Here is a 25,905-nt window from a genome sequence, read left to right on the forward strand (position 1 = left end):
TTCAGGGACATCATCCCGGAGCATGAAATGATAGGTTCAGTCTTCAGCAGTGCAATTTCCGGTATCCATACCGGCATGAACTCTCTGGCTCGCAGCGGCCATGAGATTGCGCGTGCCAATATTCCAGCCGAGGAAGGCGGAACTGAAGACCTCGCTCCTCCCTTAGTTGAACAGATTGAAGGCAAGACTCAGGTCCAGGCCAGCGCTCGAGTTGTCGAGGCCGGCTCAGCGACCTTAGGCAGCTTGCTGGATATCGAGGTTTAACGGAGTACAACGATGTCGACAGTCAGCGGCCTTACCCCAACTTCCGTAACGCCCAGTGTTGCCCCACTGAACGATCCTGATCAGCAGGCGCAGTTGCGTCGTCGCAATGAAACGGCAGTGTTTTCTCCGGTGGAAGAAAGTGAGGCGACCGCGGCCGGCCAAAACCGTCCGGACCAGGATGTGGCCCAACAGCGCCGCACCCAACAAACCAACGATCGCTCATCACAGCGCACAACCGGGGAGCCAGCAACGCCCGTCGAACAAGCCCCCCGTGCAGCGCAACAAGATCCATCTGAAGACGATCAGCCGCAAAACCTGACTGAGCGTCGCAACGAAGAACGCATCCAGAAAGAACAATTGGAAACCATCCGCGACCTGGCTCGCCGCGATCGCGAAGTGCGCAGTCACGAACAGGCGCACCAGACCATCGGCGGTCAGCATGCCGGTTCGATGAAACTGGATTACACCACCGGTCCGGACGGTCGTCGCTATGCGGTATCCGGCGAGGTTCCAATTGATCTGTCACCGGTACCGGGCAACCCTGAAGCCACTCGCTTAAAAGCACAACAGGTTCGCCAGGCGGCTTTGGCCCCGGCCGAACCGTCCAATCAGGATCGTGCCGTTGCCGCCCAGGCTACTTTGTTGGCGTTGCAGGCCCAGGTTGAACTGCGTCAGGAAGAGCGCATTGAGAGCGCCGACAGTGAAAATGAAGTCGAAGAGTCCCGCTCGATTGAGCAGGAATCGGAGAACCGGACGGAGCGCTCCGGTGAGCGCAATAACGAAGTCAGAGAGCAGGAAGTGGATAACGCTCGCGAGCGCTTCGAGGCCATTTTCGAGCAGAGCCGTGAGGTCAACGATCAGGCTCTGGTGCGCGAACAGTACCGCGATCAACAGGCGACTGTCGGCCGCAACCTGGACTTCATCGTTTAAGCACCCGGCGCCTTCATCGCCGGGTCGAACAATCAAAACTTCTTGGTAATAGGTCCACGGCGCATCTGCGTGAAGATGCTCAATTCCCAGGGACGCATCGCCAGTACCAGACCGGTGCCGAAAATATCGTTTTGCGGCAACCGAGCATCGTCCAGACTTAACTCATCAAACTCTTTGGCCAGACGGCGAATCGCATTTTGCATGCGTTGGTTCGATTCGCGCGACAGCATACCGCCGACAAACACCAGAATTTCACCCAGGCGTGGATCAAAGTTGCTGTCAAAAAACTCATCCGAGATGTGCTGCCGGAAAAACTGATACACCGGTCCGTTGTGAATCCAGCGAAAATCGCGCGAAATCTTGATTTGAATCTGCTCGCCCGGCAAGCGCTCAATTACCCCCATCCCATCCAACTGCTCAAGCAGTTTGCAGGCTTCTTCTTTTTCAATCTGATAGGTGGCCAGGATGTCTTCATACGACCAGCGGTTGACCATCAACTGCGCCATCAACAACAGTTTCGGATTGGACACCAACTCGGCTTCGCTGGCCTCACTCAACTCATCCAGATTCATCGCCCGCTCGTGCATACGGGTCATCAGATAACCCAGGTCGGTACCCGCCAGAGCGCAGATTTCTTCCAATCGCGCCAAGGTAAAATGGCGTTTGGAGAACATCCGTTTGACGTTGGCTTCACTAAGATCCAGATGGCTGGCCACATCGGAATAGGTGATTTTGCGTTCGCGCAGAATGCGTTTGAGGGTGTCGACGAGTTGGGCTGTTTGAGACATGGTGGCGGCATTGTTTGGTAGCACTAGACGCTACCAATCGTCGCACATCCCACCACCATTTACCTAATGAACGGACTGTTCGCTAGTCTCCCTGCGACGCCAACATAGCTCTCAGCGACTCATGAATGCCCGGCGTACTGATCAACCAATGGCGCCCCTCAAGTTCTTCCGGCAAGTCACCATCGCCCGGCAGAAAATGACTCAGACTGGCGCCGGCTTCGCGCGCCACTAATTGACCGGCCGCGCCATCCCAGGGACTGATCGATTCGTAATAGGCATCCAGACGACCGCTGGCCACCCAGCAGATATCCATCGCCGCCGAACCCAGGCGCCGCACATCAGCGCATTCCGCCAACACCCGACTCAGCCGTGGTAACAATTCCGCCCGGGCGGCGCGATCATAGGGAAAGCCCGTACCGACGATAGAACGCGCCAGCTCAGTCTTACCCGAGACCTGAATCGGTTGACCATTAAGCCAGGCACCCTGGCCACGAATGGCGGTGTAGCATTCGTTCAGAAAGGGGTTATAGACCACCGCGACTTGCGCCTCGCCGCCGTCGTACCAGGCCACCGAGACTGCCACCATATTGTGACCGTGGGCGTAATTAACGGTGCCGTCGATGGGATCGATGACCCAGAGCGGGCCGTTCAATTCAGCCTGGCTCAGCGACTGGTTGCTTTCTTCAGCCAGGATGGCGTCCTTCGGATAGCTGGCAGCAATGGCATTGGTGATCAACTGCTCCGATGCCAGATCGGCATCAGTCACCAGTTCAATGCCACCTTTGAAATTGGTATTCAGATTGCCGGCTTCGCGGCGCTTGCGGATCAACTGACCGGCCTGAACGGCCAGGTCTTCAGTAAAGGACAGACGAGCATTTAACGACATGGTCGTTCCTCTGAAAGGCATGATTCACGGCCCAGTTCGGTGGACAGCCAGGCTGCTTCTTGGGTAGAATCCCCGAAATTTGGGCACGGCACCCGGATCGCCGGCACAGCAAAATCAGACGTTTGCGTCTAAGCTGCTGAGCACAGGTCGCGACTTTGCACATCGCAAACGAATTCCGAGCGGGATGGAGGCTACTTCATCTCGCTTTTTTGCGAAAGAGGCCAGGACTATTGTCCATCCGGTCAGGTTGCTAAACAGCAACCATCAAGGTGCCGATACCCATGACGTCCACTCGCTTTAACCAGAGGAACGGATCTTGAGTACGCCAGCCATACTTGCTCTCGCCGACGGTAGTCTATTCCGGGGGGTCAGTATTGGCGCTCCTGGAGAATCGATCGGTGAGGTGGTGTTCAATACCGCCATGACCGGTTACCAGGAAATCCTGACCGACCCATCCTACGCCCGACAAATCGTCACCCTCACCTATCCTCACATCGGCAATACCGGCACCAACGATGAAGACAACGAATCCGACCGCGTCTGGGCAGCCGGCCTGGTCATCCGCGATCTGCCGTTGCTGCATTCGAACTTCCGCAGCCAGGGTTCGCTGAGCGAATTTCTGATCGCCAATAACGTCGTCGCCATCGCCGATATCGACACCCGTCGTCTGACCCGGCTGCTGCGTGAGAAAGGCGCCCAGAACGCCTGCATCGTCGCCGGTGACAACATTGATGAAGCGGACGCACTCGCCAAAGCACGCGGTTTTGCCGGTTTGAAAAATATGGATTTGGCCAAGGTCGTCAGCGTCAAAGAACAGTACGACTGGCGCGCCGGAAGCTGGCAACTGGGCCACGGCCACAGCGAAAAAACCGAGGCGGAACTGAACTACCACGTTGTCGCCTACGACTTCGGCGCCAAGCGCAACATCCTGCGCATGCTGGTCGATCGCGGCTGCAAACTGACCGTCGTTCCGGCGCAGACCCCAGCCCAAGACGTGCTGGCGATGAACCCGGACGGTGTTTTCTTATCGAACGGACCGGGCGATCCTGAGCCTTGCGATTACGCTATTGAAGCCATTCAGCAGATTCTGGAAACCGAGATTCCGGTATTCGGCATCTGCCTCGGCCACCAGTTACTGGCACTGGCCAGTGGCGGCAAGACCATGAAGATGGCGACCGGCCATCACGGCGCCAACCACCCGGTGGAAACCATCGCCGACAAGACGGTGATGATCACCAGCCAGAACCATGGCTTCGCAGTCGATGGTGACAGTCTGCCGGGCAACGTCGAGCTGACACACCGCTCACTATTCGACGGCACCGTCCAGGGCATTCACCGCACCGACAAGGCAGCGTTCGGTTTCCAGGGACACCCGGAAGCCAGCCCCGGCCCGCACGACTGCGCGCCCCTGTTCGACCACTTTATTGAGTTAATGGATCACGCAAAACGCTGAACGGAAGACGCTGGACGCTGACCTGCGTCTCCCGTCTCCCGTCATGCGTCAAGCGTCACAAAGCGAAGCGACTGACCCATGCCCAAACGCACAGACATACAAAGCATTCTGATCCTCGGCGCTGGCCCCATCGTCATCGGCCAGGCCTGCGAATTCGACTACTCCGGTGCCCAGGCGTGTAAGGCCCTGCGCGAAGAGGGTTACCGCGTCATTCTGGTGAACTCCAACCCGGCCACCATCATGACCGACCCGGCCATGGCCGATGCCACCTACATCGAACCGGTGGTGTGGACCGAAGTGGCCAAGATCATCGAGCAGGAAAAACCCGATGCGCTGTTGCCCACCATGGGCGGCCAGACCGCGCTTAACTGCGCGCTCGATCTGGAAAAACACGGTGTTCTGGAAAAGTTCGGTGTACAGATGATCGGTGCTAACGCCGACACCATCGACAAGGCCGAAGACCGCGAACGGTTCGATAAGGCGATGAAAGCCATCAACCTGGAAACGCCGCGCTCGGGCATCGCCCGCTCCATGCAGCAAGCCTGGGACATCCTCGACTGGATCGGTTTCCCGGCGATCATCCGGCCGTCCTTCACTATGGGCGGCAGCGGCGGCGGCATCGCTTACAACAAAGAAGAGTTCGATGAAATCTGCGAACGCGGTCTGGACTTATCGCCGACCAACGAACTGCTGATCGACGAAAGCCTGATCGGCTGGAAAGAATACGAAATGGAAGTGGTGCGCGACAAAGCGGATAACTGCATCATCGTCTGCGCCATCGAAAACTTCGACGCCATGGGCGTGCACACCGGCGACTCCATCACCGTCGCGCCAGCGCAAACGCTGACCGACAAGGAATACCAGATCATGCGCGACGCTTCGCTCGCGGTGTTGCGTGAAATCGGCGTCGAAACCGGCGGTTCCAACGTTCAGTTCGGCGTCGACCCGCAGACCGGCCGTATGGTGGTCATCGAAATGAACCCGCGCGTCAGCCGTTCCTCGGCACTGGCGTCGAAAGCCACCGGCTTCCCCATCGCCAAGGTCGCAGCCAAATTGGCGGTCGGTTATACGCTCGATGAACTGCGCAACGAAATCACCGGTGGCGTCACCCCGGCCTCGTTCGAGCCGAGTATCGACTATGTGGTCACCAAAATTCCGCGCTTCGCCTTCGAAAAATTCCCGCAGGCGAACGACCGCCTGACCACCCAGATGAAATCGGTCGGCGAAGTGATGGCCATCGGCCGGAATTTCTCCGAATCGCTGCAGAAAGCACTGCGCGGATTGGAAGTGAATGTCGGCGGTCTGGACGCCAAGATCGACCTCAATGCCGAGGGCGCCATCGACACCATCGTGCGCGAACTGAAAGAACCCGGCGCCGAGCGCATCTGGTACATCGCCGATGCCTTTCGTGCCGATTTCAGCGTCGAGGAAGTGCAGCGTTTAACCGGCATCGATCCATGGTTTTTGGTGCAGATCGAAGACCTGATCAACGAAGAAAAAACGCTCACCGAATCCGGCCTGAAAGACCTCGACGAAACCCGCATGCGCCAATTAAAACGCAAAGGTTTCTGCGACGAACGCCTGGCGCGTCTGGTCGGTGTCAGCGAACAGGAAGTGCGCAAAAAACGTTGGGCCCAGGGCATTCGCCCGGTCTACAAACGCGTCGACACCTGCGCTGCTGAATTCGCCTCCAGCACGGCCTATATGTATTCCAGTTACGATGAGGAATGCGAAGCAGCGCCGAGTGATCGCGATAAAATCATGGTGATCGGTGGTGGTCCCAACCGTATCGGTCAGGGCATCGAATTCGATTACTGCTGTGTGCACGCCTCGCTGGCGGCGCGCGAAGACGGTTTTGAAACCATCATGGTCAACTGCAACCCGGAGACCGTCTCCACCGACTACGACACCTCCGACCGCTTGTACTTCGAACCGATCACGCTCGAAGACGTGCTGGAAATCATCGAACTGGAAAAACCCAAGGGCGTCATCGTTCAGTTCGGTGGCCAAACACCGCTGAAACTGGCGCGCGATCTGGAAGCCGCCGGCGCACCGATTATCGGCACCGCACCGGACGCCATCGACCGCGCCGAAGACCGCGAACGCTTCCAGGTGATGGCCGACAAACTCGGCCTGCTGCAGCCGGAAAACGGTCTGGCGCGCAGCCACGAACAGGCGCTCGCCGTGGCGGCAAAAATCGGCTATCCGCTGGTGGTGCGTCCGTCTTATGTGTTGGGCGGCCGGGCCATGGAAATCGTTTATGAAGAGAGCGAACTTGAGCGCTATATGAACGATGCGGTGCGCGTTTCCAACGACGCCCCGGTGCTGCTCGACCACTTCCTCGATGCGGCCATCGAAGTTGATATCGATGCGGTCAGCGACGGCCAGCAAGTAGTCATCGGCGGCATCATGCAGCACATCGAACAGGCCGGCGTTCACTCCGGTGATTCCGCCTGTTCATTGCCACCTTACAGCCTGCCACAGAAAGCGCTCGACCTGATCCGCGAACAGGTCACCGCCATGGCGCTGGAGCTGAATGTCATCGGCCTGATGAACGTCCAGATGGCCTGGCAGGACGGCCAGCTGTACATCATCGAAGTGAACCCGCGGGCGTCACGGACGGTGCCGTTCGTGTCCAAAGCCATCGGCGTATCGCTGGCGAAAATTGCCGCTCAGGTCATGACCGGCAAAACCCTGGCCGAACTGAACTTCACCCAGGAACTGATCCCGACCTATTACTCGGTCAAAGAAGCGGTGATGCCGTTCAATAAGTTCCCAGGTGTCGATCCGATTCTGTCACCGGAAATGAAATCCACCGGTGAAGTGATGGGCATCGGCGAAACCTTTGCCGAAGCCTATGCCAAAGCCCTGCTCGGTGCTGGCACACGTCTGCCGGAAACCGGCAAGGTGATCGTTTCGGTTAAGGATCGCGATAAGAAAACCATTCTGCCGACGGCCCGTGCTCTGGCCGAACTGGGCTTCGAATTGTGCGCCACCAGCGGCACCGCCAAGTTCCTGGAAAGCGAAGGCTTGACGGTCAGCGTGGTCAATAAGGTGAAAGAAGGTCGTCCGCACCTGGTGGATATGATCAAGAACGGCGAAGTCGCCTTTATGATCAACACCACCGAAGGACGCCAGTCGATCATCGACAGCTCCGCCATCCGCCGTAGTGCATTGCAACACAAGGTTTACTACACTACGACGATGGCCGCTGCAGAGGCCTCGGTCATGGCGCTACAGTTCGTCCAGAACACTGCCGTGCGCCGCTTGCAACAACTGCACGAAAAGCACATCGCCTGATCCGACAGCGCCAAGCGATTTAATTAAGGGCGCTGCGGCGCCCTTTTTCTTTGCCATCAGGCAAGCACCGAATTTGAATCATCAGCCGCGTCGGTTTAACCGTCCGGTTCCAGTACAGGAAGCACTCAGATGCAACGTCACCCGATGACACTCGAAGGCGAAATCGCCTTACAAAATGAGTTGAAAGACCTCAAACAAAACAAACGGCCCGCTGTCATCAAAGCCATTGCTGAAGCGCGGGAACATGGCGACTTAAAAGAGAACGCCGAGTACCACGCGGCGCGCGAACAGCAGGGTTTTATCGAGGGTCGCATTCAGGAAATCGAGAGCAAATTGTCTAATGCTCAGGTGATCAACATTCACGATATTCCGCACAGCGGCAAAGTGATTTTTGGTTGCACCGTCACGCTGCTCAACCTGGAAACCGACCAGGGCGTCACTTACAAAATCGTCGGTGAAGATGAAGCCAATGTGAAGGTCAATAAGATCTCCTACAGCTCACCCATTGCCCGCGCCCTGATCGGCAAAGAAGAAGGCGACGAAGTGGTGGTGAAAACCCCCGGCGGTGATGTTGAATACGAAATTGAGCAAGTTCAACACAAATAAATCCGCGCAATAAGTACAACAATAAACAGCAGTGCGTTCGTGAAAACGGACGCCCCACCACGGGGAAACCGGGATGAATGCGATCATCTGGATTGTTGTCGGCATCCTGCTGATTCTGTCTGAATTATTGGCGACCAGTGTCGTCGCTGTGTTTATCGGCCTCGGTGCTTTGGTGACCGGCATTTTGCTGTGGCTGGGTTGGATCGATAGCCTGACCTGGCAGTTATTAACCTTCAGTATTGTCAGCCTCGGCTCACTGGTTCTTGCCCGCCGTCGCCTGAAAGCCTGGTTCGGTGGCTTCACGACTGACCAAGGCGAAAGCCACAGCGCTTTTCGTCAGGATTTGGGCGAACGCGTCACCGTAGAACACGATTTCAATCAGGGCGCCGGTCGCGTCATTCTCAATGGCGTCGCCTGGGACGCACTGAGCGACGACGACCTTAAAGCCGGCGATGTTGCCTGGGTCGTCGCTAACGAAGGCATCCGGCTGACCGTCAGTCGCCAGCGCCCCAACTGAATCCCCCCACTCAATAAGGACATCCCATGAACGGCTTTCTCGATATCGGCACTATTCTGGCGCTGGGTATTGCCCTCGCTGTTATTGTCGTCATTCTCAAGACAGCGCGCATTGTTCCGCAGCGTTCCAACTTCGTCGTCGAGCGTTTGGGTAAATACTCCAAAACCCTCGACTCCGGTTTTCATATCCTGATTCCCTTTATCGACAAGGTCGCTTACCAGCACACCTTGAAAGAGGAAGTCATCGACGTTGCCCAGCAGGACTGTGTCACTAAGGACAACATCCAGGTTGGTATCGACGGCGTGCTCTACATTCAGGTTATCGATGCTCACAAAGCCAGTTACGGCGTCGACAACTACCGCAACGCCGCCAGCCAGCTGGCACAAACCACCATGCGTTCGGTGATCGGCCAGACCGACCTCGACAAAACCTTCGAAGAACGCGCCAAGATCAACGAAGTGGTCGTTAAGGCGTTGGACGAAGCCGCTGCGCCCTGGGGCATCAAAGTACTGCGTTACGAAATTTCCGACATTTCCCTGCCGGAAAGCATCAAGGATGCGCTGGAACAACAGATGCGCGCCGAGCGTGAACGTCGCGCCGCCATCGCCAAATCCGAAGGCGAACGTCAAGCCATGATCAACGTTTCTGAAGGTCAGAAACAGGAAGTCATCAACCTCTCCGAAGGTGAAAAACTCAAGCAGATTAACGAAGCTGAAGGCCGCGCCAAGGAGATCGAACTGATCGCCATCGCCACCGCCGAAGGTCTGCGCAAAATCGCCGAAGCAATTCAGACACCGGGCGGCAAAGACGCGGTCAGCCTGCGCATCGCCGAGCAGTATGTCGGTGAATTCGGCAAGCTCGCCAAAACCAATAATACGCTGATCCTGCCCGCCGAACTGTCAAATATTGGCGGTGCGGTTGCGGGTCTGTCGGAAGTGTTGAAGAAGGCGGGTAACTGAGTATTTAGCACGCCGTACCAATACAAAAAACCCGGAGCCGAGTGATCTGCTCCGGGTTTTTTATTGCGTTCCGTTAAACGACTTATTTACCAGTTATAGCTAACGGTTGCGGTGATTTCACGACCGGGGTTGTAGTAATCGGCAGTACCGGAATTAACTACATGTTGTTCGTCAAACAGGTTGCTGACGTTAACGGAAAGATCCGCATTGGTGAACAATTGATAGCCAAGAGCCGCATCGAAGATGATGGCTGCATCGCTTTTACCGGTGTTGTACGCATTGTAGTAATACTCGCCGACATAGCGTGCCCCTAAACCAAGGCTGGCGCTATAGGTCGGCAGCGAGTAATAACTCCACAGCGATGCTGTGTGATGCGGAGCCGTCGCTAATTCATTGCCCTTGACCGATGTACCTCTAACCGTTCCTTCAATAACTTCTGACTGCATATAGGAATAGGCAGCGGTCAGGCTCAGGTTTTCAGTCAACTCCGCCTTGGATTCAAGATCGATCCCATAAGCTTGAGATTCACTGAGCGTTTCACGAGAGATGCTGCCATCGTTCTGCACCACGGCAATGCTGTTGTTGCCTTTGGTCAAATGGTACACCGCCGCTGAGAAGATAGCGTTCATGTTTTCTGGGGAGTACTTAGCACCCAGTTCGTACTGACGACCCCGTTCCGGCTCAGTTCCAACCGACGGTGGCTGCACCGATTCAACCATGCTGACATAGGTAGAAACCGAATCGCTGACGATGTAGGTCAGAGCACCACGCACGGAAAATTCCGAAAACGTATCAGAGTCGGTGGTATCGGCCAGCTTATCGGTTTCGGACAGATCCAGCATGTCATTACGAATGCCCGCAGTCACAATATAGCGATCCAGAAATGACAAGTTCTGCTGTAGGAAGATGGCACCGGAGAGGTATTCATTTTCCTTAACACTGTAAGGCGTTAAACCGGTTGGGGCGCCGGTATAATTAACATCGTCTAAATCGATGGTTCCAGCGGCGTGATAACCATAATAACTGGAGCTTTCGCTAGTGGCGTTGCGATATTCCAACCCAGCAGTGGTGCTACTATCCATCCCATCAAAGCGCCTATCGTATTGCGCCATCAGGTTACCGATAAACTCCTGACCAGACTGCTCCGAACCGAAATAATCGCGTTCGGCACCGGCCGTCGCGGTGTCGTCATTTAAGTAGACATATCCGAAGTCGTCAGTCAGGTCGCTGTAGCGCAGGTTGCCTGTGACTTTGAGTCGGTCACTGAAGATGTGGGTAAAACGACTGGTCAGTGTAGTACGCTCAACGTCATGGAAGTTATAGTCTGGCTCACCGAAAAAGTCGCTGCGATCGTATTCTTCGCCAATCGGATAACCACCGCTGTTTGGTGTGCTGTCGGTATTCAAGTAATCGACAATAACGGTAGCAGTGGTGTTGTCGGTCGCATCCCAAGTCAGACCGCCCATAACAAAGCCAGAATTATCGCGCGAATAATCGTACTCGCGCTCACTGTCTTTAATTTTTCCGGTTAAACGATAAGCCAGAGTTTCGTCTTCATTAAGAACATCGCCAAAATCCACACCAGCTTCGAGATGACTGAACGATCCCACCGTCAGGTAGGTTGAACCAAACTCTTCGAAACGCGGTTGCTTGCTGACGAAGTTAATGGAACCACCCGCCTCGGCTGGGCCAAACAAGGTTGAGTTAGCGCCACGTAATACTTCAACACGCTCAAACGCATAAGGCTCTTCACGCACACCGCGCATGGAACCCAGGGTCATACCATCGCGATAGGTGGTGGCGTTGAAACCACGAATCTGGAAATAATCATTACGGTCATCTGTGCCCCAAAAATCCGAAATGGCGCCGGCTGTATATTCCAACACTTCTTCAGTGGTGCTCGCTCCGCGCTGCTCAATTTCTTTCTGCGTAATCACCGACACTGAAGCCGGGGTATCGAGAATACTGGTGGCGACTTTGCCGCCGACCCAGAGTTCCTGGGCAACGGTGGATTCGGCATCGTCATCGGCCTGCACCTGGGCGTTAACGATGATGGGTGCAAGACGGAAGCTTTCTTCTTCGGTCTCATCCTCAGTCTGCTCGGCCTGAACACTCAGCGGTGCAAACACCAACGGAGTACAACACAGCAGGACAGAGGTGGAACGTTGACAGCGAGTCCATGCTGAAATCATCCGGGGTTTGGGTTGGAACATGATAGACATCCTCGGTAGGCCGAGCATCGGAGGATGCCTGCGACCAGTTGGTTATCAGGGGTGTCATAGTGTGTAAGGAGGGGCTTACTTAGTCAATGCTAATGGGAATTATGCTCATTTTCATTTGCTGTTGACTTTTATCTCAATTCGTACCACGCGACAAACGATGCCGGCCAATGGGTAACACCATCGGTTTGCCGGAGACCGGATCGGTCATCAGTTGACTGCGCAACCCGAATACCGACTCAATCATCGCTTCATCCATGACCATCTCAGGCGAACCCTGGGCGTATAAACGCCCGCCCTGCAGCGCCACCAACTGATCGGAATAACGCGCCGCCAGGTTCAGATCGTGCAGCACCATAACGATGGTGGTGCCCCGGCTCTGGTTCAGATCGACCAGCAAATCAAGCACTTCCACCTGATGGCTGACATCCAAAAAAGTGGTCGGTTCGTCCAGCAGCAGCAACGCTGTTTCCTGCGCCAGCGCCATAGCGATCCAGACGCGCTGGCGCTGACCTCCAGACAGTTCGTCGACATCGCGGTCCATCAGCTCAGCGGTCTTGGTCACTTCCAAGGCCTGGGCCACCGCTTCGTCATCACGCCTGCCCCAACGCGACATCAAACCGTGGTGGGGATGACGACCCCGGCCGACCAAATCAGCCACGGTAATGCCTTCCGGCGCGATGGGTGACTGCGGCAATAAACCCAGCGTTTGGGCGAGCTCACGAGTGGGTCGCTGATGCACCGACTTACCATCGAGCAATACTTGCCCATCTGTGGGTTTTAACAACCGCGACATGGTGCGCAATAGCGTTGATTTACCACAGGCATTAGCACCAACAATGGAGGTAATGCGACCGGGAATAACATCGAGATTTAAACCATCAAGAATAGTCCGTTCGCCATAACCGGCCGATAATTTCTCCACCACCAAACGATGATCCAGCGTCACAACGAACCTCCTGCACGGTTCACGCGAATGATCAGATAAATCAGATAGGGCGCGCCCAACGCACCAGTGACCACACCAACCGGATAGCGGCTGGGTAATAAAAACTGTCCGACATAATCGCCCATCAATACCAGGCAGGCACCGATTAAAGCCGAGGGAATTAACAACGATCCTTTACTGCCAACAAGGCGTGCAGCGATCGGTCCGGAGAGAAACGCAACAAAGGCAATGGGGCCGGTAACAGCGGTCGCCACAGCGATCATGCCGACCGCACAGACAATGACCATAACGCGAGTAATACCCACCTTCACACCGAGCGCTGCTGCGGTATCGTCACCCATACGCAACGCATCCAGATCTCGCCGCCGGCTGAGCAGAAGGCCACCAAAAACCAGCAACGAAACCAAAACCGGCCAGGCCTGATTCAATTGCGCCGCGTTCACGCTGCCGGTCAGCCAGCGCATGGCTTCCTGCAAATCCCAGGCGGGGGCGCGCAGCAAAACGTAACCGATAAAACTCTCGATCATCGCCGCAACGCCGATGCCAATCAGAATCAACCGGCTGCCGGCGGCACCGTTTTTAAACGACAACCCATACACCAACAAGGCAACACCCAGCCCCGTCAGCACAGAAAAAACTGTCACCACGGTGCCGTCCCATTGCAGCACGACAATGGCAAAAACCGCTGCCGCACTGGCACCGGAACTGACACCGATAATGTCCGGACTGGCCAGGGGATTGCGCAACATAATCTGAAAGGCAACACCGCCCAGACCAAAACTCAGCCCCACCAGAATCGATAACACCGCGCGCGGCAAACGCAGCTGACCGACGGTAAAGCTGGCACCGGGAACCGGTTCTCCTAACAACACGCGCAGCACATCCGAAGGCGGCGTAAAAGATTGACCCAATGACAAGGTCAGCGTGAAACCAAACAATAAAATCAGCAAAAAAATCAGCGCGATAAAACGCCAGCCCCGGCGACGTTGATGTCGCTGTGCAACAACACGATCAAGCACGTCAGAGGTTGTGACAGTCATAAATCACGCACTCGCTGGCGCCGCACAATCCAGATAAAAAATGGCGCGCCGATAAAGGCAGTAACAATGCCCACCGCCAGTTCACTGGGCCGGGCGACAAGGCGCCCAACGACATCAGCAACCAGCAATAAACCTGCCCCACTGAGCGCGGAAAACGGTAATAACCAACGATGATCAACACCGACCAACAAGCGGCATAAATGCGGTACCACCAAACCGACAAAACCGATCGGTCCGCAAGCCGCCGTGGTTGCACCACACAAGAGGATGGCACCAAAACCCGCGCTTAATCGCGCCAGCATGACGTTTTCACCCAAACCAGCGGCGAGCTCGTCACCCAGCGCCAGGCTGTTTAATTTGCGCGCCGATAACAGGCAAATCACCAAGCCAACGACTAAAAATGGCAGCACTAAACGAAGCGTATCGAAGGTGGCGCCACCGACGCCGCCAATCTGCCAGGAGCGCACGCCACCGGCGATGTCGTTACGCGGCAACACCACAGCAATAGTAAAACTGGACAACGCAATAGACGTCGCCGCGCCGGCCAGCGCCAGCTTCAAGGGTGTTGCCCCACCCAGGCCCAGCGAGCCGATGGCATAAACAAAAACCGCGGTAATGCCAGCGCCAAAAATGGCCACCCAGACATAGCTGTGCGCCAGGCTCATACCAAACCAGGCCAGACCGATGACCACCGCCAAAGACGCGCCGGTATTGATGCCCAGAATGCCCGGATCGGCGAGCGGATTACGCGTCACGCCCTGCATGACGGCGCCCGCCAGACCCAGGGCGCTGCCGGCGATGACCGCCAACAAAGTGCGGGGAATTCGGGTGGCGACGGCGGCTTCACCGACGCTGTTAATCTGGCCCTGCAAAGCGGCAATAATTTCCGCCCAGCTGACGTCGCGCGTGCCGATGGCAATCGATAAAAAGCACAGCGCCAGCAACACTAAAACCAGCGCCAGAAGACTCAGCGAACGTAACCCATTATTGCGTTTAAAAGACGGCGTTGCGTCCTTCAAACCAGCAACCGATGTCATTGCGCTTTGCGTGCGGCTTCGGCCAGCATGGCGACATAATCATCCAGCACCCAGCCGATCGACAGCGGTGTCGGATTAGCCGCAGTGCCGACCGGACCATTGCCCAGCATCACCACCGATTCGTTGGCGATGGCGCGCATCCGGGCGGTCAAAGGGTTCGCCTTCAGCGGCGCCAACAGACTGTTATCGCCGTAGGTCACAAAGATATCGACGTCGTTAAAGCGATCGATTTGTTCAGCGCTGACTTCGCCGGAGAACTGACCATCGCGACTGGCTTGCTCAACACTCAGTGGCGTGCGCAAACCCAGATCCGCGAAAAATTTCACCCGGGTATCGTTGGCGGTATAAAAACGCACCAGGCTTAAATCGGTTGCATCCAGGTGGGTAATAAACATTGCCGACTTGCCATCGAGTTCTGGATAACCCGCCACGGTATCGGCAATCTGTTGTTCCAGTTGCTCGATCAAGGCTTCGCCTTCAGCCGCCATGCCCATGCCGGCGCTGTTGATACGGATCATCTCGCGCCAGTCGGTCGACCAGGGCGATTCCGGGAAAGGCACCACCGGCGCGATCATGCTCAGGGTGTCGTAATCGGCCTGACTGAGACCGGAATAGGCCGCCAGAATCACATCCGGTTGAGTCGCTGCCACGGCTTCGAAATCAATGCCGTCGCCTTCGTCAAACAACACCGGTGTGTCAGCGCCGAGTTCGTCCAGACGCGCCTTGACCCAGGGCAGCAAGCCATCACCGTCATCATCACCAAAATTAGCCGCGGCGAAACCGACCGGCACCACACCCAGCGCCAAAGGCACTTCGTGGTTGGCCCAGGCAACGGTGGCCACACGCTCGGGTTTTTCAGTCAAAGTGGTGGTGCCGAAGGCGTGCTCAATTTGCAGGGGAAAGTGTTGTTCCGCCGCTGCCGGCCAGGAGGCCAGCGCGGCGACGGCGAAACAGAAGATCAGAACAGGATGGGGCAGTTGCAGACGCATAAGATGACTTCTATCGAATGAGTGAGAGTGCGATAACCGCCAGCAACTCTATCCTTTCGTCATCAAGAGTCAATAATGATAATTGCTTTCAATACGACTCCCAGCCGCATCGAACGCTGCGTTCCCCTTAGAACCCGTCACACAAAATGTGGCTGCGACGGTCCGCCAATCTGCCGCGCCAGATAGCTGGCATAGTTGTCGGTCATGCCGGCGATATGGTCGATCAGCCGATGGTAAATGGTCTCCAATGAACTCTGCGCCGTCGGTGCTTCGTCGCCCATCAAATCGAAGACGCGTTTGGCGCGGTAACTGAGTTGCTGCTGATCACCCTTGTTATACAACTCGAAACCGGCAGTGATAAAAGCCTGCAATAAAGTACTCAAGACCGCGTAGGCACCGATCTCGGTTTCGGTTTTCTGGGTATCGAGAAATACCTTGGTGTAAGCCAGCGTCTTGGCGCGCTGAATGCCTTCCTGGATGCGTGGCGGGCAACTGGCAATCAAATCGCCTTCGAAGGTGCCGGCAAGAATGGCGTCCTGTTGCTGGATAAACGCATCGACCACCGCATCGACGATCACGCCGATGGTTTTGCCACGCAGCGCCGCCAACTGACGGCCGGAAGAAATGCCGTTGTCGGCACTGTCCAGATCCAAATCGCCACTGCCCTGGATGTTCTGAAACACATCGCGCACCTCTTCGAAATCGAGGATGTGCAATTCAACGGCGTCTTCGAGATCGATCAGGGCGTAACAGATGTCGTCCGCCGCCTCCATCAGATAGCTCAATGGATGGCGTGCAAAACCGAACTCGCCGCGCGGCACCAATCCCAATTGTGCGGCCAGTTTTTGCAGAATGGGACGCTCCGGTTCAAAGCAACTGAACTTGCCTTTGGCACCGGCACCTGCGGCCGTCCAGGGATATTTGATGGAGGCGCCGAGCGTTGGGTAGGTCAGCCGCAGACCACCGCGACCGAGGTGATATTCCACCTGAGCGACGATGCGAAAACCCTGAGCGTTGCCTTCAAAATGGGTTAGATCCCGGCGCGTGGCATCCGACAACGGCTTCAGCAAATACTCATTTTCCGGCTGCTTAAACCAGTCCTGAATGGCGTATTCACCGGCGTGACCGAACGGCGGATTACCGATGTCGTGCGCCAGACAGGCGCTTTGCACAATCACGCCCAGGTCGTCCGGTTCAATAAAGGCAGGCAGTTGCTCGCGAATCCGCTCGCCGACGCGAATGCCCAGGCTGCGACCAACACTGCCCACTTCCAGGCTGTGAATCAGCCGGTTGTGCACATGGTCATTCTTGGCCAGCGGATGCACCTGCGTCTTGCCGCCGAGCTTGCGAAAGGCGCTGGAGAAAACAATGCGATCGTGGTCTTTATGGAAGTGGCTGCGACCCAGTTCTTCGGCGTCGATGGCCTGGTGGCCGTAGCGTTCGGTGGTCAGCAGTTGAGTCCAATCCATGAGGCTATCTCGTTAACGTAAGGGTGAATGATCCAGCAGCGCGAATGCGCTGGCAAGCCGTCGACGTTTATGAGCGCCGGTCGCTGTGTCAAACTGCGCACCTTTGGCAGCATTCTCAGAGGCATCCTTTCTTGGCCAAAAGCAAAGTTCAATTCGTCTGCAGCGAATGCGGCGCCGACTATTCCAAATGGCAAGGCCAGTGCACCGAGTGCAAGGCCTGGAATACGCTCAAGGAATTTCGTGAGGCCACTGGCGCCGCTGCGCGCCAACCCGACTTCACCGATAACCGCGAGGGTTTTGCCGGTTCCCGCTCGCGCATACAAAAACTCTCCGATGTCGATCTGGCCGAGCAGGCGCGCATTGCCACCGGCATGGGTGAATTCGATCGCGTGCTCGGCGGTGGTCTGGTCGGTGGCAGCGCGGTGTTGATTGGTGGTCATCCCGGCGCGGGTAAATCGACCTTGTTGTTGCAGACGCTTTGTCATCTGGCGCGTCAGTTGCCGGTGCTCTATGTCTCGGGCGAGGAATCGGTACAGCAGATCGCGCTGCGCGCCAAACGACTCAATTTACCCATGGATGAGTTGTCGATTCTGGCGGAAACCTCGGTGGCAAGCATTACCGAAACGGCCAAAGAGGTTGCGCCGAAAATTCTGGTCATCGACTCCATTCAGGTGATGCACGCGCCGGATGTTGAATCGGCACCGGGTTCGGTCTCCCAGGTGCGCGAATCGGCCGCCTGGCTGACGCGCTTTGCCAAACAGACCGGCACGGTGTTGATCATCGTTGGTCATGTCACCAAGGACGGCAGCCTGGCCGGGCCGAAAGTGCTGGAGCATATGATCGATGCGTCGGTGATGCTGGAAAGCTCCGGCGACAGTCGCTTTCGTACTTTGCGCGCCATCAAAAACCGTTTCGGCGCGGTCAACGAATTAGGCGTCTTTGCGATGCTCGATTCCGGTCTGAAAGAGGTCAAAAACCCTTCGTCGATTTTCTTGAATCAAGGCAGCGAAGAAGCGCCGGGTTCGGTGGTTACCGTGGTCTGGGAAGGCACCCGGCCACTGCTGATTGAACTCCAGGCACTGGTCGATGGCACCAGCATGGGCCACCCGCGACGCATTGCTGTGGGGCTGGATACCAACCGTTTAAGTTTGATTCTGGCGATATTGAATCGACACGGCGGTGTCTTTACCGGCGATCAGGATGTGTTTTTGAATGTCGTCGGCGGCGTGCGCGTCACCGAAACCAGCGCCGATCTGGCCACCTTGCTGGCGGTGTTATCGAGCTTGCGCGACAAACCACTGCCGCGCGACTGGGTGGTGTTCGGTGAGCTGGGATTAAACGGCGAACTGCGACCGGTGCCTAACGGTCAGGAGCGGTTATCGGAAGCGGCCAAGCACGGCTTTAAAAAAGCCATCATGCCCAAGGCCAATATGCCCAAAAAACCGATTGAGGGAATGACGGTGATCGGCGCTGCGCGCCTCGATGAAGTGCTGGCCGCCTTGCAGGATCTTTAGCTGATCGCCTCGCCCTGCAGCACCTTAAGATAGTCTTCGGACTGGCGATGCTGTTTGATGATGTCGGCCAGCGTCTGGCCTTGCAGATTGGTCGCCTGAAGGTTACGGCCCTGGTCACGAAACAATTGCACGAAACGCTCGAACGTCACCTCGTTCATGCGGGTATAAGCGCGGTAAAGGCAATGGAAATCCGGGTCGGTGCCATCGTATGTTTTGAAACCCAAATACTCCGCCAGATGCTCCTCGCTCCAGGTTTCGCCTTCAACACGTTGCTTGTCTCGTTTCATAGGGTGCCTCTATAGCGTCGGCGGATAGGATCGGTTGCGATCAGCCGCAAAGCTGACCAAAGGCGGGCATTCTAAAGTTATAGTTAGGCTGGGTGAAATGCCCTATTGGAATAAATGGTCCCAGCTCGGCTATATGCGTTGCCTTCAGGCCGCGTTCAGGCAAGCTGATGACACTACACAGCACCATTCACACCAAGACGCGAAGGGGTCAATCATTACAGCCTTACGTTTACTGGCGACCGTTTTCGGCGTCGCGCTGCTAATGATGGCCAGCCTGGCCGACGCAGAAGAGTTACCGTCCATCGGTCGCTCCGACCTGACCCTGTCGCCGAAAAACCGCGGCCTGCAAGGCGAACTGCTCGATCAATTACGCATCTACCGCGATTCATTGCGCGCCATCAATCTCTCGCCACGCTCCAATCGCCTGGCCCAGGGCGAACGTCAACGCATGATCCAATGGCTCGACTCGCGCGGTTATTACGACGCTGAAATTCTGCATCGGGTGGAAGAAACCAACAACGGTGAACGCCTGAGTTACCGCATCGATACCGGTCCGCAATATAAAGTCTTATCGGTCGATATTCAGGGCGTGACGGTCGAGCTACCGGAGGACTGGCCGCAAGCGCGCGAAGGCGAACCGCTGGATGCCGAAACCATTCTCAGCGATCAATCCAGCCTGCAATCCATTGTCGATGATCAGGGCTGTTTCTTTCAGTTGGCCGTCAGCCACGAAGTCCGACTGGTGCCGGGTGAAGCTGGTGGTCGGGTGCGTTATCGGGTTAACGCCAGCGAGCCATCGCGCATTGGCGACATTCAGTTCAAAGGCGCCGACGACATCAACCAGGCCTATTTGCGCCGGCAAACCGACCTCGATACCGGCGCCTGCTTCCGTCGCGCCGATATCGATCAGGCGGTGATCAACCTCTATCAAACCCAGCTCTTTGCCACCGTGAGGCGGTCGCTGTCACGCAATGAAGCCGGCCAGGTCGACGTCACCTTCGAGGTGATCAAGCGTTCGCCACGCACAGTGCGCGCTGGTATCGGCTGGGACACCGATCAGGGCTTTGGTCTGACTTTGGGCTGGGAGCACCGCAATCTGGGGCACCGTGCCCAATGGCTGGAACTGGGCACCAGCCTGCAGCAAGAACGACAAAGCGCCAACGTCACGCTGACGTTGCCGGGCTTTCTGGAAGCGCGAAATACCCTGACGCAGGACAACAGCTTCGTTCACGAAACGCCGGAAAACGGGGAAACTTATAAATATTTAAGCAGCGCCACCATCGACCGCCAGGCATCCAGCCGTGACACTTACAGCTACGGCATCGCCTACCAGCGCAGTGACGAGCGCGTCGATGACAACTGGGACTCATTCAGTCTGGTCCGGGTGCCGCTGGCTTACGAATACGACAGCTCGGCTGGCAGCCTGAATCCGACCGACGGTATGCGCTACGACCTCGGCGTAGAGCCGGTGTGGAGCCTGTCCGGCAGCAGCGATCCGTTCTGGGTCGGGACCCTGGGCTGGTCCGGTTTTCTACCGGCCTGGGATGGTGATCTGGTCATCGCCACGCGCCTGGAATGGCGTTCGTTGTGGCCCTCGCGCGATGACACCGACCTCGACACCGCACCGCCATCCGACCGCATGTTAGCCGGTGGTGGCGGTTCGGTGCGCGGCTATCCCTACCGCTCCATTGGTATCAACGGCAGCGATCAAAGCGGCACCCAACAATGGCAGGGCAGTCTGGAGCTGCGTGGCAATCTGGGTGAGAACTGGGGGCTGGTGCTGTTCAGCGACAGCGCCAGTGTCAGCGAAGACGCAGACCCGACTTCTGGTCAACAAGATTGGTACAGCAGTGTCGGCCTGGGTTTGCGCTATTTCACCCGCTTTGCGCCGATACGGGTCGATATCGCCATGCCGCTGAATCAGCGCGAAAGCGATCCGAATTATCAGCTTTACATCAGCCTGGGGCAGTCGTTCTGATGGCCTGGCGATTGCGCAAAGGCGCCGCGCGCGCCTGGTTGATCGGACTGGGCAGCCTGCTGGGTCTGATCGTCACGCTGCTCTTGGTCGTCGCCTGGCTGCTGGCCAGCGAAAGCGGCCGACTGACGCTGCTCGGCCAGGCCGAATACTGGTTGCCGCGCGTCACGCCGTTCAGCCTGCACACCGAAGGCGCGCGCAGTCCGGACATCGGCGACTGGCGCTTCGAGCAACTGAGCTGGCAAAGCGGTGACGATGGCGTGGCCGTCGACGCCGAAAACCTCAGCGTACAATGGCGACCCACCTATCTGTGGCAACGCCGACTGTGGATCGACGCCCTCAACGCCGACCGCCTCGATGTGCAGATCCCCGCTGCCCCTGCCAACGAACCTGAGCCCGCGAACCCAACCGGCGGCATACCGGATGTCGCTGAGCTCTGGTCAAAACTGCCGTCAGCGCGGCTCGACCAGTTGGTGATTCATCGACTGAGCGTGCAACACCCCAGCCTGCCCGAGCTGGACGCCACCGCGGTGGGCGAGATGGCCATCAACTGGGGCAGTTGGCCGGCGCGACTCGATTTAACGCTCAGCGAAGGCAGCCACAGTGCGCTGATGCTGGGTGTTAATGTCGATGCCGTCGATGCTCTGCGCATTCAGGGCGAACTCAAGGCGCCGGCCGACAGCGCCTGGGCGCAAGCCTTCGACTGGCCGCTGCAACAGGATATTGTCGGCCAATGGGATCTGGAACTGAGCCAACGCCAGGGCCAGATTGAGGCGCGCATCGATACCCTGACCCTGCCGTGGCGCGAACAATCCTTGCGCGCCGAAGGCGGCATCAGCCTCAACCCCTACAATGGCCGACTGTTTTTCTCCGAATTCGAACTCAGCGCCGATGGTCAGCCCGCCCGCTTGCACGGTTTTGTGCAGGCCGACCGCGCCGACCTCAGGCTCAGCGCCAACGCCCTGCCACTGGCACTGGTAAAAAACTGGCTGCCGGTCGATGGATTGGACGGTGCCCTGTCGGTCGAGGGCCGTCTGACCGGCGGCTGGCGCGCGCCCCGTTTTGCCGGCGACGCCGCATTCGATGGACAGTGGCAGGACGAAGCGCTGACCATCAACACCCGCTCCAGCGCCACCCGCAATGCCGTCACCATCGATGAATTCGAACTCAACTGGGGACCGGCCGAAGTGACCACCACCGGTCGCATCGATTGGGGCGCACAACGGCTCGACCTGAGCATCAGCGGCGAACACCTGGCCGATCGCCATTGGCGTTACTGGGTGCCTGCCTGGCCCAACGCCATCAGCGTCGATGACGCCAACATCGAAGGCAGCATCAACGGTCCGCTGCGCCAGCCAGTATTGACGGGTGACCTCAGCGCCACTGGCGCCTACCACGACCAGACGCTGCAACTGCAGACCCCGGTCCGGCTGACCCTCAGCCAACTAAACCTGGCCGACATCCAGCTTGAGTCTGATATCGGTGCAGCCGCCGGCGATCTGACCATCGACTTCGGCAATGCCACCCTGAGCGGAGACAGCCGGTTCAGCGAGGTTGATTCCGACTGGTTGCCGGTGTTCGGTGTGGCCCTGCCCGGCGATCACGACTGGCAGGTCAACGGCCAACTGAGCTGGAGCGGCGCACTGCGTAACCCCGATACCAGCGGCAACCTGACAGTACAAGGCCAGTGGCAGGATCAACCACTCAACGCCGACCTCGCGGTCGAGCGGCTGAATCTGCATCAGGTGACGCTGGCCGAGAGCCGGCTGTCGCTCGGCGACGCCGAAACCGGACTGGCCGGCCAGGTCGATTGGCAGCAACGCCAACTGAATTTGAGCGCCACCCCCCAGGGCGTACGCCTGGCGAGCATCAGGCCCTTTACCCCGCCCTGGCCAGCCCTGTTTGACGAACTGAGCGGACAGATTAACGGCCGACTCACCCTCAACGGCCCCTGGACTCAGCCACGATTGATTTCCGATCTGACCCTCGACGGCGACTGGCAGGACCTGCCACTGAGCGTCGATCTGGACGTTCAGGCGCAGCAACGCGAGCGCTGGCAGATCAACCACGCTGGCGTGCATTGGGGCGATGCCGACATCCATTACCAAGGCTGGATAGAACCCTTCACGCCAGCGCTGCAAGGCCAGTTCGAGGTTAACCAACTGACAGTTGCCCAGCTGCAGTCGCTGCCGTTTTCCCTGCCCGATCCCTGGGAACAACTGAGCGGTACCGCCAATGCACAAGGGCAGATCAGCGGCAATCTGCTACGGCCGACGCTCGCCAACACTCAGGCAAACTTTGACGGCGCCATCGACCAAACACCGCTGCAACTGACGGTCGACCTGACACAAGCCAGTGTCGAAGACGCCGACATCAACCAATTTCAGCTGCGCTCCGGCAACGCCAGTCTCGAGCTCGCAGGTCAGCTCAACTGGCCTGACAAAGCCATGGACCTGCAAGCTGATCTGGATAACCTCGACTGGGCGCGAATCGAACCCTGGATACCAGACGGCATCAGCCAGTCATTTTCAACCTTGAGCGGGGCAGCCTCGGGCCAGTTGAGCGCTCAGGGTCGCTGGCCACAATTAACGCTCGATGGCGAACTGAGCGCCGGTGGCCGTTATCTCAACCAGGGTTTTCAACTGAACTGGCGCGGCCAGGGCGAATGGTCCGGGCAGCTGCGCCACAGTCTCAGCATGAACTGGGGCGACAGTCGACTGGATGGCCAGCTGGACAGCAGCGGCAACGAGCTCGACGGCCAACTGAGCGTCGACAACCTCAGCATCGAGCAACTGCGCGCCCTGGGTCTGCCGTTGGAGAATGGCGTCAGTGGCCAGATCAACGCCAACCTGGGCGTCGCCGGCCGCATGGACGATCCCGAACTCGACCTGCAATTGCTGGCCGCCGGTCGCTGGCAGCCGGCCAGCATTGGGCTGACCAACCCGACCGACTGGCGCATCGACCTCAATGGTCGGGGCCGTCGCGACGACTGGCAGCTGCAACAGGCCGAAGCCGATCTGGGCAGCGCCGGCCAGTTATCAATCAGCGGCTCCGGTTCCATGGAAGAGCTGACCCTCAACGGCGACATCAACATCACTGACAGCCGCTATTGGCTGGCCAATCGTCCGGAATGGAGCGGTTCGCTGGAAGGCGACTTCGAACTGAGCGGCAGCGCCGAAGAACCGGTGGTCAATGCCCGTTTGGACTGGCGCTCCGATCGCTGGCCGCTGGTGCTGAACCTCAATCTGGCAACCGAAGCAGGCGAGCACCGGCTCAACGCCAAACTCAGCGAAGAAAACGTCGAACGCCTCAACGTCAGCATCCAGACCGCCCAGACCGCCTTGAGCGACTGGCAGGGCGAACCGACCGACCGGCCGTTCGATGCCGAACTGCGCTTCGATACCGACTCCACCGTTTTCGAGCCCTTCTTCCAGGGTCGGCCGGACCAGGATTTCAGCGGCCAACTGCAAGGCCAGTTGAACATTGAAGGCAGCCTGTCGCGGCCGCAATGGAATGGCGAGGTATCGCTGCGCGACGGCCGCTACGAAAACGCCACCTACGGCGCCGTGCTGTCGGATATGAACGGTAACCTGAGCGCCAACAACCGCACCCTCCAACTGGAACTGGATGCTTCCGACGACGGTGGCGGTAGCGTGCAACTGGCCGGTTCCGTGGTCTGGCCGGAAGATCGCACCGTCTGGTGGATGCCCGAGCTCGACCTCGCCATGACCACGCGCAGCGCCCACCTGCTGCGCCGCGCCGATATGGACGCCAGCGTCAGCGGTGAAGTCAGCGTCACCGGTCCCTGGCGCGACCTGACCGCCGCCGGCAACGTCGATGTCGCGCCGCTGACCATTCAGTTGAACTCCTTGCTGCAAAGCGGCGCACCCAGCCTGAACGTGGTGCGCAACAATGGCGCCAGCGAACCGGAAGAAGGCGACGAAGACGCCGAACCGCGACTGCTCGCGCCCCAGGGCCAATGGCAGGTTCGGCTGCGCGCCGACCGCCGGGCGCAGATTTACGGCCAGGGATTGGAAGCTGAACTGTCTGGCGAACTCGATCTGACCGACGAACTGGCCAGCCCGACTGTCGGTGGTCGCTTCCAGGTGATCCGCGGAACCTACACCGCCTTCGGCAAAATCTTCGAAATCACCGACGGCAATATCCAGGTTCAGGGCAGCCAGATTTTTCTCGACATCACCGCGAATTATTCGAACCCGGAACTGAGCGTCGAACTGCACATCACCGGCACCCAGGACAAACTCAACCTGACGCTGACCTCGCAGCCACCGCTGGCCAACGACGAACTGCTGGCGCGACTGCTGTTCGGCACCTCGCTGAACGAAATGACCGCCGTCCAGGCGTTCCAATTGGCCAGCGCTCTGAACAGCCTGCGCGACCCGAATTCCGGCCTGGATTTGTTCGGCACCACCCGCGAACTGCTCGGTCTCGATTCACTGTCACTCGACAGCAACACCAATGAAGCGGGCGAAACCGCGGTCAACGTCCAGGCTGGCAAATACCTGTCGGACCAACTTTATCTGGAGGTGGAATCCGGCGTGCGCACCGAGCAAAATTTCTCCGGCCGCCTGCAGTTCCAGGTCACGCCTGAGGTCAGTCTGGAGTTGTATACCAATGGGCAGTACGGCTCGGGTGGGTTGGAGTTGAATTGGAGTGAGGATTATTAGCCGCGCTGTTGCGCGGCTGGGAGACGCTAGGGTGC

The 25,905-nt window shown here is 57.8% G+C and carries 19 protein-coding genes; 10 read left to right on the forward strand and 9 right to left on the reverse strand.

Going from position 1 to position 25,905, the window contains the following annotated elements; translation table 11 throughout:
• Positions 1-27: 27 nt before the first annotated feature.
• Both ACXAE6_RS03560 and ACXAE6_RS03565 read left to right on the forward strand, forming a co-directional pair.
• The gene (locus ACXAE6_RS03560) at positions 28-264 is read left to right on the forward strand and encodes a hypothetical protein (RefSeq protein WP_392798587.1); all 237 of its coding nucleotides are present in this window, start codon (positions 28-30) and stop codon (positions 262-264) included.
• A 12-nt stretch (positions 265-276) separates the two neighbouring features.
• Positions 277-1,194, forward strand: a complete 918-nt coding sequence (locus ACXAE6_RS03565; RefSeq protein WP_475144611.1) for a putative metalloprotease CJM1_0395 family protein — start codon at positions 277-279, stop codon at positions 1,192-1,194.
• Positions 1,195-1,226: 32 nt separating this feature from the next.
• Here the strand turns inward: ACXAE6_RS03565 and ACXAE6_RS03570 are convergent, their stop codons facing one another.
• Both ACXAE6_RS03570 and ACXAE6_RS03575 read right to left on the reverse strand, forming a co-directional pair.
• The gene (locus tag ACXAE6_RS03570; RefSeq protein WP_475144613.1) at positions 1,227-1,982 is read right to left on the reverse strand and encodes a helix-turn-helix domain-containing protein; all 756 of its coding nucleotides are present in this window, start codon (positions 1,980-1,982) and stop codon (positions 1,227-1,229) included.
• Positions 1,983-2,064: 82 nt separating this feature from the next.
• Positions 2,065-2,868: an inositol monophosphatase family protein gene (locus ACXAE6_RS03575; RefSeq protein WP_475144615.1), complete on the reverse strand. Its 804-nt coding sequence runs from the start codon at positions 2,866-2,868 to the stop codon at positions 2,065-2,067.
• 316 nt (positions 2,869-3,184) lie between these two features.
• Here ACXAE6_RS03575 and carA point away from each other — a divergent pair, with 316 nt between their 5' ends.
• The 5 genes from carA to ACXAE6_RS03600 all read left to right on the forward strand — a co-directional run bounded on the left by carA (position 3,185) and on the right by ACXAE6_RS03600 (position 9,703).
• Positions 3,185-4,321, forward strand: a complete 1,137-nt coding sequence (gene carA / locus ACXAE6_RS03580; RefSeq protein ID WP_475144617.1) for a glutamine-hydrolyzing carbamoyl-phosphate synthase small subunit — start codon at positions 3,185-3,187, stop codon at positions 4,319-4,321.
• Positions 4,322-4,399: 78 nt separating this feature from the next.
• Positions 4,400-7,621: a carbamoyl-phosphate synthase large subunit gene (gene carB / locus ACXAE6_RS03585; RefSeq protein ID WP_475144620.1), complete on the forward strand. Its 3,222-nt coding sequence runs from the start codon at positions 4,400-4,402 to the stop codon at positions 7,619-7,621.
• A gap of 129 nt (positions 7,622-7,750) precedes the next feature.
• A complete protein-coding gene (greA, locus tag ACXAE6_RS03590) occupies positions 7,751-8,227 on the forward strand; it encodes a transcription elongation factor GreA (protein ID WP_475144623.1) in 477 nt (158 codons plus the stop codon).
• A 73-nt stretch (positions 8,228-8,300) separates the two neighbouring features.
• A complete protein-coding gene (locus tag ACXAE6_RS03595; RefSeq protein ID WP_475144626.1) occupies positions 8,301-8,744 on the forward strand; it encodes an NfeD family protein in 444 nt (147 codons plus the stop codon).
• Between the two features lie 26 nt (positions 8,745-8,770).
• The gene (locus ACXAE6_RS03600; RefSeq protein ID WP_392798565.1) at positions 8,771-9,703 is read left to right on the forward strand and encodes an SPFH domain-containing protein; all 933 of its coding nucleotides are present in this window, start codon (positions 8,771-8,773) and stop codon (positions 9,701-9,703) included.
• Positions 9,704-9,789: 86 nt separating this feature from the next.
• On the opposite strand, the gene ACXAE6_RS03605 is transcribed toward ACXAE6_RS03600, so the two are convergent.
• From ACXAE6_RS03605 to ACXAE6_RS03630, 6 genes are all read right to left on the reverse strand, one after another.
• Positions 9,790-11,916, reverse strand: coding sequence for a TonB-dependent siderophore receptor (locus ACXAE6_RS03605; RefSeq protein ID WP_475144630.1), 2,127 nt, complete (start codon positions 11,914-11,916; stop codon positions 9,790-9,792).
• 142 nt (positions 11,917-12,058) lie between these two features.
• Positions 12,059-12,871, reverse strand: a complete 813-nt coding sequence (locus tag ACXAE6_RS03610) for an ABC transporter ATP-binding protein (protein WP_475144632.1) — start codon at positions 12,869-12,871, stop codon at positions 12,059-12,061.
• Entirely contained in the window at positions 12,868-13,911 is a 1,044-nt protein-coding gene (locus tag ACXAE6_RS03615; protein WP_475144636.1) for a FecCD family ABC transporter permease, read from the reverse strand. Before ACXAE6_RS03615 ends, ACXAE6_RS03610 begins: the two co-directional genes overlap by 4 nt.
• A complete protein-coding gene (locus tag ACXAE6_RS03620) occupies positions 13,908-14,948 on the reverse strand; it encodes a FecCD family ABC transporter permease (protein WP_475144639.1) in 1,041 nt (346 codons plus the stop codon). Before ACXAE6_RS03620 ends, ACXAE6_RS03615 begins: the two co-directional genes overlap by 4 nt.
• Positions 14,945-15,937 carry an iron-siderophore ABC transporter substrate-binding protein gene (locus ACXAE6_RS03625; protein ID WP_475144641.1) on the reverse strand — a complete coding sequence of 331 codons (993 nt, stop codon included), beginning with the start codon at positions 15,935-15,937 and terminating at the stop codon, positions 14,945-14,947. The genes ACXAE6_RS03620 and ACXAE6_RS03625 overlap by 4 nt, the downstream gene beginning before the upstream one ends.
• 137 nt (positions 15,938-16,074) lie before the next feature.
• Entirely contained in the window at positions 16,075-17,406 is a 1,332-nt protein-coding gene (locus tag ACXAE6_RS03630; protein ID WP_475144644.1) for a deoxyguanosinetriphosphate triphosphohydrolase, read from the reverse strand.
• Between the two features lie 131 nt (positions 17,407-17,537).
• On the opposite strand from ACXAE6_RS03630, the gene radA reads away from it, so the two are divergent.
• A complete protein-coding gene (gene radA, locus ACXAE6_RS03635; RefSeq protein WP_475144646.1) occupies positions 17,538-18,920 on the forward strand; it encodes a DNA repair protein RadA in 1,383 nt (460 codons plus the stop codon).
• Here the strand turns inward: radA and ACXAE6_RS03640 are convergent.
• Positions 18,917-19,207 (reverse strand): PA4642 family protein, encoded by a 291-nt coding sequence (locus tag ACXAE6_RS03640; protein ID WP_475144648.1) that lies wholly within the window; start codon positions 19,205-19,207, stop codon positions 18,917-18,919. The genes radA and ACXAE6_RS03640 overlap by 4 nt on opposite strands.
• A gap of 262 nt (positions 19,208-19,469) precedes the next feature.
• Here ACXAE6_RS03640 and ACXAE6_RS03645 point away from each other — a divergent pair, with 262 nt between their 5' ends.
• A complete protein-coding gene (locus ACXAE6_RS03645; protein WP_475144651.1) occupies positions 19,470-21,185 on the forward strand; it encodes an autotransporter assembly complex protein TamA in 1,716 nt (571 codons plus the stop codon).
• On the forward strand, positions 21,185-25,870 hold the full coding sequence (locus ACXAE6_RS03650; protein ID WP_475144655.1) for a translocation/assembly module TamB domain-containing protein: 4,686 nt from the start codon (positions 21,185-21,187) through the stop codon (positions 25,868-25,870). The genes ACXAE6_RS03645 and ACXAE6_RS03650 overlap by 1 nt, the downstream gene beginning before the upstream one ends.
• The last annotated feature ends 35 nt before the right edge of the window (positions 25,871-25,905 follow it).

It is taken from the genome of Saccharospirillum sp. ABV4_185, from assembly GCF_056159245.1.